Raw genomic sequence first — 12,076 nt, 5'->3', positions numbered from 1 at the left:
TGAATGACATTCAGAAACCTAATTGAAAGCGGTTCAATTATTTCGCGATTAATGATTTTGGTTTCCTCTTGGATCTTTCGGATAGTATTTATCCGGCAGATGATCATGATGTTCAAAAAATCGGGTATCTTTATAGGGTAATTTCATAAAACCGGAAATCCCTTCGCCTTCGATTTTCGGTATTAATGCAACAATTTGCTGCAAACATTCACGAAATTCGTTTTCCTTACTGTGATCCAGTAATTTGTAATAACTGTGCACTTTTAAATGCAGTGTTAATGCCTCGAAAATAATGCAACCGGTATGATGGATATTGTTTAACCGTTTAATCACTTCCAGCATAGGCTCCGGGAGTCGTAATAATTCATCCGGATCATCGCCATCCTCAAAGTAACTATGGGTTCTTCCTTCTTCTTCCAAGGCTGAAATCAAACTTTTTTCATAAAAAATCGCGTCATCAGCTGCCGGAATAAAGGGCTGTTCAACTGAGGTTCTTTCGACATGCAAGGTATCTCTGGCATTGAACATACAACTTTTAAATATACCTACCCGGTGAATGGCTCGTGCCAGACGCACTACGTTATTAACCGACGCAATAAAGGAAGGCAGCAGCGCAGGCCGGTTAATATTCAAAGAAGAATCGATATAGACGCCATCTGCCTGCCAGCGAACCACAATACCACCCAACACCGGAAACTTACCCAGTCGTGAAACTGCGCTGACAAAGGCTTTTTCATTTTCGCCCATGCCCTGCATATAATTTTTGTAGTAGCGTTCAAATTGCGCATCATTCAGGTAACGCAATTCACTACTGTCTCCCTCTTCCCGCAGGAACGATTTTCTTGAGCTGTAAACCACAGTGTCTATTTCTTTTTGATCCTCGTGGTGCCAGCAGGGAATTAACGCCTGTTCGGGAGCGATTTTGGGGTCGCCAAAAACCAGGTTGGCCATGTAATGCATGTTCCGCAGAAAATAATCCCCGGCTTCCCGTTTAAGATGAACATCGTCACTTAACATGGCCGTCAGGGTTTGTGCCATTTCTTTAGGAAGCCCTACGGAATTGGGGGTGATAACCCGTTTACCAAAACGACAGGATTGCCCTGAGGCCAGCGCATAGAGTGTACTGGCTAAACCCTGTTCATCAAATCTGGGAGATGACAACTCACCGTTTAGCTGCTCTTCACCAATAAAATAGACATCGCCTAAGCGCGCATTGGTTTGTTGTAAATCACCGGACATCAGGTCCATCACATTATTGCTGACATACTGCCCGGAGGCGTCCACCTGAGCAAAAACCGAAGACCCCCAGTCAATTAGACCAACATCGCCACTTTCAGGGTTATAGACAATATTTGATGGCTTGATGTCACCGTGCACTATGGGTTTATCCTGGCCCTGATGCTTAAAAGCGCGCAAGCTGTTGAGGATATCGGTCATTTGTAAAGCAATATGAATCAGTTTAGGCACTGCTAATGGCCCTTCCTGTAAACTCAGTTGCTCTAAATCCAGGCCTAATGCACGCTCCATAACCAAAATAGCCTGTTTGCCGACGCGCTGAAATTCCACCAGAGGTGGTACATTGGGATGCTCCACATGATTCAGCATAAAGGCTTCTTCTTCCAGTCTGTCCTGAACATGCTGCGGCAAATTAGCTCGTGAAAACTTAAACACTAGCTGCTGCCCCTCAGGCGAAATACCGGCAAAGGCAAAACCAAACGCGCCCTTGCCTATCAGCTCAATGTGCTCATAACCCAGCAACTGCAATTGCTCTTTACAGAGTTGCAACCAGTCTTTTAATTTTTGTGCATCCTGATGCGACAAAAGATAAATTGACTGTTCTTCCGGGATATAAAAGTGTTTTAAGTTAGAGGTGGTCATGTATCGCGCTATTTAACCGACTCAGTATTGACGGAGGGCTACAAGGTAAGCGAAAGCGCAATCTGCATCAACTTATTTAGGCCCGGACTTAACGTTAAGTGCCGGACCTTTAAGCATTTTACTGGAAGGGCATTCAGCGCGGAAACAGGACAACAGCGGTTCGCAATCTGGCTTTACCGTAGCGTGACAACTGCACAAAATCCTCCAGAGCAATCGGGATATGTTGGCAATCAATTGCCTGTTCTTTGTCGTCATCCAGATCCGGATCATGCAGATACAAACACTGTTGATCAATGCCCGTGACCGTAACCCAATGAGGAACTTTATTACCATTAAATTGGTAAGTGCTGATCAGGCATAAAACTCTGCCACCAAGCTGATACACTTCAGCTATATCCTCCTGAGACAATTCCGCAAGACACACTTCAATATTCGCTTGTATGGCCTGCTCCAGAAATTGTTCCTCAACCGAGTTTAGAATGCGTTTATTGTTCTCATTCCTGACTCCATCGGTAAACAACGGAACTTGCTGGTTCATGTAAACTTTGGCCTCAAAGCCTCGTTTCGCAGCAGCTAACGCCAATCCCAACGGATGACATCCACCGTGACCAGAGGTCATAAATATTGTGGTGGCCTCTCGCCAGATGTCCAGTTCAGTAAGTTGTGATAACTGAAAGTCGGACTCCATTGACGCCATGGCCATCATTAGCGCAGATGGCCCACAGGTAAACTCAGTCGTTTGCTGATACCAGGGGAAAGCCTTTGTTACCTTGGCACTGTATGCCTGGCGTATGGACTTTTGCATACGCAGTGCGTCTGATTCATCTTCGTAATACTTTTGATAGACGCCAAATACCTTATACCCTTGCTTTTGGTAAAGCTGAATTGCAGCCTGATTGTTATTGGCGACTTCCAGGCGCATGAAGAATTTACCCATGTCTACCGAACCTTGCTCCAGTGCGGTTAACAAGCGTCCGGACAATCCGGTTCCCCTTGCGGACTGACTCAGAGCAATAGAATACAAGCGGGCCAGACGCGTTCCTTTGCGCATGATAACCAGCCCGTAGCCCAATAAATCCCCGTTTCCGGCTTTGGCCACCAGAAACACTCTGTTTTTAGCTTTTAACCAGTGCTGGAACTGCCGTTTGCTCAACCTGTCAGTGGCAAAGCATTGGGCTTCCAATGCAACAAGCGCCTGAATATCAGAGCTTTTAGCTTCCTGAATCAATTCCGCTGTTGCCATTTTTACTGCTGTATTCACTCTTTGCCCCTGGCTTCCAGGCGATCAGCAAACTCCTGCATTACCTGCATGTATAGTTCATCGCCCAGATATTTATCTTCCACTTTACTCTCAATACTGGGGTTATCATTCACTTCAATAACGTACACCTTGTCTTCAATCTGCTTAAGATCTACGCCATACAAACTATTACCAATAAAGCTACAGGCCTTTATTGCCGCATCTAACACCATCTTGGGAACTTCGAAGGTTGGCATAGTATCAAAGCCACCAGAGGTACTGCGCTTCGCACCATGGTTGTAGATTTGCCAGTGATTGCGAGCCATGTGATATCGACAGGCATATAGGGCTCTGCCATTTAGTACGCCAATTCGCCAGTCAAACTCGGTATAGAGGTATTCCTGAACCAACACCAACGCAGATTCACTCAGTAACTTCGATAAATACTCTTCCAGCTCTTTGCGTTCCTTGGCTTTAAAAACCCCAAGAGAAAACGAGCTTTCGGGTAGTTTCAGCACCATGGGATAGCCAAAGTCCAGTTCCAGTTGATTCAGAATCTCAGGCGTGTAACGGGTAACAAACTGGGTTTTCGGTGCGGGCACCTTGTTATAGCTAAAGGCATCCTGTAAAAACACTTTATTGCAACAACGCAATATCGATGTCGGGTCATCCATCACCACCAATCCTTCCTGCTCAGCCCTGCGAGATAACGCGTATGTGTGGTTCTGGATTGCGGTGGTTTCCCGAATAAACAAGGCATCGTATCGGTTCAGTAAGTCGATTTGTTCATGGGTGACCAGTTCAGCACGAATCCCATGCTGCTCTGCTGCCCGAACAAATTTACTCAGAGCCACCTTATCACTGGGCGGCGTTCTTTCATTAGGGTTTACCAAGATGGCCATATCCCAGCGATACTTTTTACGGCTTTGACTACGCCAGACCTTGCGGGTAAACAGATCGAGTTGTTTGAAAAACAATTGTTGCTGAGGCTGGCTCAGATTTTGAAAATAGACATCCTGCACCACAACCTGCCACTGACCGTCTTTTTGATCAAGCAATACTCGCAATATAGGGCTTGGGAACTTCACAAATAAGTACGTAGCAAGACGGCTTGCGGACTCCTCTTCACACCAACCAAAATACACCATAATCGGTTTATCGGTGATCACTTCCTGGGGCTTAATTAACCCTCTTGGCAAGGTCAACACGACGCGCCCCGCCTTGTTATCCACATAGGCTAAATCGTTTATGGTACTTACCGAAGGCATTACTTTGTGCTGCCGGGCTTCCGCCAGTAATGAACAATGATAGCCCTGACTTAGATAAGCCTCGGTGTTGCACAGGTTGATCACCCGGGTTTTTCCCTCGTTGAGTTTCGGAAACTCGGCCAGGTAATGAGCAAAATCCACAACGGTGGCATCCAATGTGGGCAAATGATTGATGTCGTCGGCGACAACGATGGTCTTAGCCATTGTTTAATAGTTACCTTGTTTAACAGTGAATTTAATAGTCAGGCGCTTTTTACAGCTCTTGTTACGGGAGTTAAAACGACATTTTTTTATCGTTACGAACAAATTTATTCGTTTCCACATTGTTTAATATTACATCACTATGAACATTGCCAATCATTAACCAGAGAGGAAAATGGCAACTTCAAAGATGACGTTTGATTCTGCGGATGACAACGAACAATGGACCCGTAAAAACAACGCTAACTTATATTTGTTAGACAGAAGTCTGTCTCGTATAAGAAGTAAAGACGGTCGAACCAAAATACGCAAAATGCGCAAAGAAAAAAATTAACTGTTGAACTGGAAAATAAATGAAACTTAAAACGTTGTTAATCGCATCGTTGTTGGCAGTACAAACCAATGCCAGCGCCAATGAAGCAGAAAAAGCCCCGAAAGAATTGCTCAATGAGATCATAGGATACTGTAAAGATATCGCTGCAGATGAAGGCATTGGCAGTGCACTATTGTCCGCCTACCTGCTGGAATGTGTTAATGCAGAACTGGAATCCGAGGGCTACGCCCCGGTAACTCAACTGCCTAAAAGCTAAGCAGTTAACCACAAATTCATAGTGAAATGGGTGTCTATGACACCCATTTTGTTTGTTCAACTTGTATTTTCAACCAATCCGAGGTATCAACGCATGAAAAGGTTCGAGATGTTTGATGCAATGGATATACGCTTTTTAAACACCTTTATTGAAGTGGCGAGAACACGGCATTTTGGCAAAGCTGCCGAAAACCTATATCTTACTCAGTCAGCCGTGAGTGCCCGTATAAAGCAATTAGAAGAGTACTTCAATACAGCGCTATTTGTGCGGCAGCGCAATAGTATTAAGCTAACCCCGGCTGGCGAAAAGCTGCTGCCCTTTGCCGAAAATTTGAGTCATACCCTGGGCGAAGCCAGGCGATCCCTGAAAGACACCGAAATTCAACACATTGTTATTGCAGGTACTCCTAATGCCTGGGAATTGTATTTACAAGATGAGTTGCCCGGGATTCAAAACCAGTTTACCGACCTGACTGTACGCGCAGAGGTGATCAATAATGAATCTATGGTGCGCCTGCTTCACGAACGCCTGATAGACCTGGCTTTTAGCCTTGAGCCAATTAAATCTGATGAAGTGGTAAGCGACTGTATCCTGACATCGTCTTTGGCCCTGTATAGCAGTAATCAGCAAGATATAGAGCAAGCATTAGAGCAATATATCCATATTGACTGGGGAGTAAAATCCAGCGAAGCCATTGAGAAGCAATATCCCAAAACGCGACAGGCAAACTTTCGAACGGGTTCCATCCAGGTCGCCTTGTCATATTTTGCCAAAAATGGCGGTAGTCTTATTCTGCCGGACAAAATTGCCGACTCATTTTCGGGTAACATGGATCGGCTGGAGACGGTCCCCATTGAAATCAAAACCTATATCCATTACCTGGCCGACACTAATAAGCGAGGCATGCAGGAAGTTATCGATTATTTGTCGGGTGAATAATCCCGGCAATTCCGCTGTTTTAATCCCTCATTTATTCGCCAATATTTTTTGCTACACTGAATATAATTACAAACAATCCTTGCTGTAACTTGCATGAACTTTGAAATGTTGGGTAATTTTGGTGATTTTGTCGGCGGTATCGCCGTGGTTATCACCCTGTTATATTTGTCTTATCAGATACGCCAAAACACCAAAGAGGTCCGCAATAACTCAATCCAGGCGTTGCTGGAACGCAGCATTCATCTTTTTGAAGACAATATAAATTCCTCATTACCGGAAATACTGGACAAATTAGACAATGGTGCCAGCATCAGCCAACCCGACAAATGGCGCGTGGAAATGTTTGTCAGGCGTAACTTTCAGCTCTATGAACTGGTTTATCTGAAACACAAAGAGTGTCGAATTTCGCAACAGGTTATGGAAGCCTACGAAAGACGCATGCTGGCCACCATGCAAAGAGACTACTTTGCTCAGTGCTGGTCACAAGTGAGTCAATTCTACACCGATGACTTTGTTAACTATGTTAACCAATTACAAAGTAAATAAATCCCCCCGCAAAAACTTAATCAGGACACCCATCGTAACCTCAATTCAAATTTAACCAAGACAGCCATCAAAACTGTACTTCGGTACAGTTTTCAAACTCAGCGAGTTGTGCAAAATAGAAGTGGTTCTTATCAGACTCAGGAGGAGTCCAGATGCCAAAAGCCAGGAAGGCGCAAATCAGCCTTGAAGATACCCCCTATTACCATTGTGTTTCCCGCTGTGTGCGCAGGGCCTATTTGTGTGGTCAGGATAAATTCACCGGTATCAGCGGGTTTATGCGCTCATTAAACGAATACATTGCCAAAGAAGCCAACAGGGAAGATGAGTACACAGACCGCCTTTAACCGCCCCCTTCTCCGGTACTCACCCTTCGAGCCAACTAACGCTGTTCAAATTTTTCCATAAATATTTTGGAAAGGACGTTTGAAGTCCCAGGCCTTACTGCATGAAGCGGTACTTGCTGCCTATATGGTTTTATGGATTTGCCCCCCGTCAGGGCCGGAATAGCTAAAACACCCAGGTTAACCTGTATTCTTATACTATGGTCCAATACAGCGCCGTTTCTAATTCTTCTAAACTGACAAGTTAATAGCAATTAACCAGCCAGGGTGACACTTGCTAAAATATAGACTTTGTTCGCTAAAATACAGTGCACACCGAAATGAAGGCATGCGATGAACCTTAAGCGCGTTGTGTTATTTTTGCTACTTCTATACTTTGGTCTCGTCTACAAAGGAGTTGCCTGCGACATTGACGAAAATGGGACCCCGGTACTGGTATTTCCTCCCAAGTTTGATTCCAAAACCCCTGAAAACGACTATGTTTTTCAGCTAATTCAACTTATTTTAAAAAAGTCGGAAGACAGATTCGGACCATGCCAGGCTAAGTTGCTGGAATATAAATTATCCGTAAAACGCATGGAATATTATCTTGAAAAGCAAAAAGACATTCACGTCATCGCCCTAACGGTAAATACTCAGCGGGACAAGCGCTTTCTGCCGGTGCCCATTCCCATAAAAAAGGATTAATGGGGTACCGGTTATTGATCATCAGGAAAGGGGAAGAAGAACGATTTGCTGGCGTAAAAAATCTGCGCGACCTTAGTCGTATGATCGCTGGGCAAGGCGTCGGCTGGTCTGATGCGGAAATATTGGGTCACAACAATCTCAATGTACTCACTGCTGGCAATGTAGGTACCTTAATGGATATGTTGATACATAGTCGATTCGACTACTTTCCCCGTGGTGCCCTGCAAATATCAACCGAGTTAGAAACACATCAGAACAAACCCGTTGTGATGGAGCAAGGACTGCTACTCAGATACCCAAACATGACTGCCCTGTATGTCAACGCACATAACCTGCCACTGGCAGAGAGGCTCAGATATGGCCTGAAAACGGCCTTTCAGGATGGTAGTTTTGAGCAGTTTTTCAATTCACATCCGTCATCTATTGCGGCAATGCAAAATATCAACCTGGATAAACGAAAAGTATTAAATATTTGCAATCCCATTCTGCCTGGTTGGGTACCGGTTAACAATGGGAAATTTTGGCTGGAGCCCTGGCCCGACAAATACCAGGAAGACGCCTGCCACAAAAGCGAATAAGACATGGCTCATGTGAGCCCAGGTTAGCACAGATTACAGGGTTTCAGTCAAACCCGGGTCTGTGTGGTAATCTGCTTAGCTGATGCGGCAGTCAGGATTTGCTACGGGCGGGTTCGAATTCGTCATAGCGCGGAAGCGGCGCATCCATATCATCCCAACTGGCTTTAGAACCCATAAAATTATGAGAGCCGGGTCGCTCATTGATATCGCTATCTAAGATACCCAAACGCAAGCGTAGCTTTGCAGGGTTATCTGCGTTGGAGCTGTACACCGGGGAGGCACACTGGCCGCAAAAATGGCGTTTTTTACCTGGTTTAACTTCATAACTCGCCATTTTATTTTGAGCATCAACAAGTTTAAAATCTGCCGTATTGATAAAACCATTGGTGGCATAAGCAGTACCACTGTTCTTACGACACAATGAACAGTGACAGTGAATGATATCGCTAATCTTGCCTGTTAATTCTATTTTAATCGCGCCACACAGGCAGCTACCATGATACATATTTTTTCCGTTTCAAATACCGTGATGACGACGAATATGGGTCACTAACCCCTTCTCATTAAACTCCAGCGACATTAAATTAACTGTCGAGTATTCGATAAACTGCTCGAGATGTGCCGGTTTCCCTTTCGCGTGCTCTTTGTACTTCACAAAAACGACATTGCGTCCCACCATCATATCCAAAATTTCCATGTGGCTAAATTCAATTTCATCGCTTAGTTTTGCCAACATTCCCTTTTTAAGTTCTGTTTTATCCGTCACAGTAACGTCAAATTTGACATGCTCATCCACAAACTCATCAGCAATCAACGCGATAAAGCGGTCAATATCCTTTTCTGAAGAATCGGGTTGCTGGCGGGCATTTTTGGCAGCAATAAAAGCTTGAGCTTTTACTATCAACTCCTGTTCAGATAAGGGATCAGCGCTTATACCCACTGTAATAAAGCCCAGTAAAATCAGGCATGTCCTGGTTATTTTCATGACTTACCCTCTTGAGCAATACTAACTTGATGCTGATACATACCCCGCAACGCGTTATATAATCCCGCCGGAAACGTTAAACCATGGCTGTCATAGTTAAAAGACTCTGAAAGCAGGGACAAATCCAACGGGCGGTTCTTGCGAATTGCGGCTTCAAACTGGTTGTAAACATCTCGCATTTCACCGGCTTCATTGCCAATATTGAGATACAAAAATCCGGGCTGAACCTCATCAGACATTATATAGTCTTGTGCAGCCACAGAGGTTTCTCTCGCTCCCCACCACACTGACGGGCTAAATGCCAAATGCGCCTGAAAAAGCTCAGGGTAAGCATGAAAACTATGCACCACTAATAAGCCTGCTACAGAATGTCCGGCAATGGCATTGTAGGTATTAGTTCGGTAATCCACATTTATGGCTGGCATTAGTTCAGTTTTTAAAAACTGTAGAAACTTATCGCCGCCCCCACCTTCACCAAGAGGGCCTCTGGGATCCCGATTCACAGTAGGCGCATAATCCCTGATGCGATCTGTGCTGTGAATAGCCACCACCAGTTGCTCATTAGCACCACCTGAGATCACCATTCTCCGATTTACTTCGGCCACCAGTGCACCATTGATCTCGCCGTCTAACACGTAAATAACAGGATATTTTTTGGCAGTATCTACACCATAAGACGCCGGAAAGTAAACGGTTATGCTGCGAGTCTCGTTGAGAATGTCTGATTGAAGTTCAAAACTTGTATCTGTTTTTGAAGGTTGTTTGTTTTCCGCCTGGCTAATAAAAGCAAGCGCCGTAAAACTGAACAATAGAATCCATCTCACTATAATTTTTTCCTTTTTTATTGTTTTTTTATTGTTTTAAAACCAGGGCTGAAACGCTTGCAGATGTTGCTTTCCCGGGCCAGCAATATACTCCCAGGGAGCTTTGCTATCAACGAAGAGATGATGTTTAACCTGCAACTCCTCATAGCCGCTGTCCAGCAAACTCACCGGCACATATGTATGTAACTCGTCATTCTTACCCGGCAATGGCGATCCACAATACTGGCAAAAATTACACAACCAGTCATGATTTGGCTTTGTCCATTGACGAACGGCATCGCTGCCGCTGACAATTCTGAATGAGGTATCGGGCACGATTGTTACTGCGATACCGCCACTGCCGGTTGCTTTGCGACAGATTGAGCAATGACATACAAAAACATCAGTTAAAGCTTGAAGAAGTTCAAATTTAACCTTGCCACAATTGCAAGAGCCGCTTGCTTTGATTTCAGAGATTTTCATGTCATTCATGGCCAATAGTTTAACTACAAAAGGCCGCAATATGCTAAAAGATTTACACCTTATGGGTTAACACGTCTCTTCGCAGCTACAGGGCTAATCTTAACCCAGACAAATAAATAGATAATGATGAGTTTGGTAATCGCACTGGTAGTGGCTAAAAGTATCAGTGGCCAACTATCTGTTACCGGCATAGTCAACGCAAAGGCGATGGTTGAGAAATCCATTGCCAAAATAAACTGGCTCATTTTCAGGTTTATTGCCCCGGTATGCCCTGAATCAATCACCAGTTTTATCTGATGCCAATATCCCTGTGCCAATAAAAAAGAAACGATACAGAAAATCATAGTAGAGACAACTTTTCCTTCATCGACAAAAGTTCCAGCTGACAAAAGGCCCAGGAGCGCCACAACTAAACTGACTGCGCAGCGAATGAAACTCCAGGCTGATGTTCTGGTATTTCGGCCAACCCATATTTCATACAAAATCAAAAGTACCAGAATAGCGGCAAGTAATCGTGGCCAAACAATATAGTGATTAAAAGGCTCTACAGAGAAGCCGTAGATAAAAAAGGCCAGATAGGCAAAATAACTTACAGTAAACTGATTCAACGATAACAGTGAGGTACTCTCGCTTCTGAGTTTGGCTGTGCTCTTGCGTTGCCAAACCGTGTTTAGCTGTGCATAAATTCCATAAACACTAACAACTATCAATAGCGAATTTAAAGTTCCGAAAAACACATACCAGTCCATTACCCTTCCTTTACAAGCCCCTAATGTCGACAATATTAAGCTATATCATTATATTAAACGAATAAACATCCTAAATATTCATTATATTGTCGACATTAAAGTAATGAGATTTTACTCTTGCTCAGGAGGCTCACCACCGTCTTCTTTGCGTTTACGCTGTTCTTGTTTGGCTTTCTCTACATTTTTAAATTGCGGTGGAGGGATTGGAAAGATGGAAATGAGAGGAAACAGTGCCAAAAACAAATAGGCGCCTTTGGGCATCTTACGCCCCCATTTTACCAGGTACCGCATGCCAGCAATCAACAGGGCCTTTAACAGTAATAAGGCTAACACCAACAACCAGACATAACCGGTTTGCAGGACAGAGGTGATTTCCATGAGCCACTTTTTAAAGATTGAAACTCTGTATTTAGGCTTGTGGCTGGAATTAACAATAGATAGCGTAAAGCTAATTTACTTAGCTCGCGTGGTATTGCTGAAAGGGTATAGGGAATGAATAGTCTGGTGTTTCTCGAGATGAAGGTGAGCATTTCTTTTTAAGTAGAACGCTGAAAAAGTTAGCCCTGCCCCCCTTAATTGCGTCTTCTGCGAAATCCGCTACGTTGTTAACCACAACTTAGATAGACTATGGTGATTCAATATTGGTTGTGACCTTTTCCCCAAATTAAACACCTTAAGCTCTCAATGATCTTTTCATACGATTACGGACTTCCTGGTTTACTTTTTTTATAGTTAACCCTTGGGTTGAATCTGCGCCAAAACACTTGATTTCAATGACCAAAATTGCC

15 protein-coding genes and 1 pseudogene are annotated in these 12,076 nt (G+C 44.1%); 7 read left to right on the top strand and 9 right to left on the bottom strand.

Translation table 11 applies throughout. The features are described from left to right. Positions 1–48: 48 nt before the first annotated feature. The 3 genes from LJ740_RS01050 to LJ740_RS01040 form a co-directional block, all read right to left on the bottom strand. Positions 49–1,878, bottom strand: a complete 1,830-nt coding sequence (locus LJ740_RS01050; protein WP_229527189.1) for a serine/threonine protein kinase — start codon at positions 1,876–1,878, stop codon at positions 49–51. 133 nt (positions 1,879–2,011) lie between these two features. Further along, a complete protein-coding gene (locus LJ740_RS01045; RefSeq protein ID WP_229528018.1) occupies positions 2,012–3,121 on the bottom strand; it encodes a GNAT family N-acetyltransferase/peptidase C39 family protein in 1,110 nt (369 codons plus the stop codon). 14 nt (positions 3,122–3,135) lie between these two features. After that, the gene (locus LJ740_RS01040) at positions 3,136–4,590 is read right to left on the bottom strand and encodes a RimK family protein (protein ID WP_229527188.1); all 1,455 of its coding nucleotides are present in this window, start codon (positions 4,588–4,590) and stop codon (positions 3,136–3,138) included. A 172-nt stretch (positions 4,591–4,762) separates the two neighbouring features. On the opposite strand from LJ740_RS01040, the gene LJ740_RS01035 reads away from it, so the two are divergent. The 7 genes and pseudogenes from LJ740_RS01035 (at position 4,763) to LJ740_RS01005 (ending at position 8,268) form a co-directional block, all read left to right on the top strand. Further along, complete coding sequence (locus tag LJ740_RS01035) at positions 4,763–4,921, top strand: hypothetical protein (RefSeq protein ID WP_229527187.1); 159 nt, start codon at positions 4,763–4,765, stop codon at positions 4,919–4,921. A 19-nt stretch (positions 4,922–4,940) separates the two neighbouring features. Beyond that, the gene (locus tag LJ740_RS01030) at positions 4,941–5,177 is read left to right on the top strand and encodes a hypothetical protein (protein WP_229527186.1); all 237 of its coding nucleotides are present in this window, start codon (positions 4,941–4,943) and stop codon (positions 5,175–5,177) included. A gap of 93 nt (positions 5,178–5,270) precedes the next feature. Further along, entirely contained in the window at positions 5,271–6,116 is an 846-nt protein-coding gene (locus LJ740_RS01025; RefSeq protein WP_229527185.1) for a LysR family transcriptional regulator, read from the top strand. 93 nt (positions 6,117–6,209) lie between these two features. Next, a complete protein-coding gene (locus LJ740_RS01020; protein ID WP_229527184.1) occupies positions 6,210–6,662 on the top strand; it encodes a hypothetical protein in 453 nt (150 codons plus the stop codon). A gap of 152 nt (positions 6,663–6,814) precedes the next feature. Then, positions 6,815–6,931: pseudogene (locus tag LJ740_RS23405) on the top strand (transposase); the annotation flags it as partial. A gap of 405 nt (positions 6,932–7,336) precedes the next feature. Continuing rightward, entirely contained in the window at positions 7,337–7,690 is a 354-nt protein-coding gene (locus LJ740_RS01010; RefSeq protein WP_229527183.1) for a hypothetical protein, read from the top strand. 14 nt (positions 7,691–7,704) lie between these two features. Beyond that, a complete protein-coding gene (locus LJ740_RS01005; RefSeq protein ID WP_229527182.1) occupies positions 7,705–8,268 on the top strand; it encodes a hypothetical protein in 564 nt (187 codons plus the stop codon). A 91-nt stretch (positions 8,269–8,359) separates the two neighbouring features. Here the strand turns inward: LJ740_RS01005 and LJ740_RS01000 are convergent, their stop codons facing one another. From LJ740_RS01000 to LJ740_RS00975, 6 genes are all read right to left on the bottom strand, one after another. Then, positions 8,360–8,773 carry a GFA family protein gene (locus LJ740_RS01000; RefSeq protein ID WP_229527181.1) on the bottom strand — a complete coding sequence of 138 codons (414 nt, stop codon included), beginning with the start codon at positions 8,771–8,773 and terminating at the stop codon, positions 8,360–8,362. 12 nt (positions 8,774–8,785) lie between these two features. Next, positions 8,786–9,253, bottom strand: a complete 468-nt coding sequence (locus LJ740_RS00995) for a nuclear transport factor 2 family protein (RefSeq protein ID WP_229527180.1) — start codon at positions 9,251–9,253, stop codon at positions 8,786–8,788. Beyond that, complete coding sequence (locus LJ740_RS00990) at positions 9,250–10,077, bottom strand: alpha/beta hydrolase (protein ID WP_229527179.1); 828 nt, start codon at positions 10,075–10,077, stop codon at positions 9,250–9,252. The genes LJ740_RS00995 and LJ740_RS00990 overlap by 4 nt, the downstream gene beginning before the upstream one ends. A gap of 36 nt (positions 10,078–10,113) precedes the next feature. Continuing rightward, positions 10,114–10,539 (bottom strand): GFA family protein, encoded by a 426-nt coding sequence (locus LJ740_RS00985; RefSeq protein ID WP_229527178.1) that lies wholly within the window; start codon positions 10,537–10,539, stop codon positions 10,114–10,116. Between the two features lie 59 nt (positions 10,540–10,598). After that, positions 10,599–11,288 (bottom strand): hypothetical protein, encoded by a 690-nt coding sequence (locus LJ740_RS00980; protein ID WP_229527177.1) that lies wholly within the window; start codon positions 11,286–11,288, stop codon positions 10,599–10,601. Between the two features lie 111 nt (positions 11,289–11,399). Continuing rightward, a complete protein-coding gene (locus LJ740_RS00975) occupies positions 11,400–11,666 on the bottom strand; it encodes a hypothetical protein (RefSeq protein WP_229527176.1) in 267 nt (88 codons plus the stop codon). Positions 11,667–12,076 lie beyond the last annotated feature (410 nt).

The sequence above is a fragment of the Planctobacterium marinum genome, from assembly GCF_020687805.1.
GTDB lineage: Bacteria > Pseudomonadota > Gammaproteobacteria > Enterobacterales > Alteromonadaceae > Planctobacterium > Planctobacterium marinum.
The sequence above is the reverse complement of the archived record's forward strand: the minus strand, read 5'-3'. Positions and strand labels throughout refer to the sequence as shown.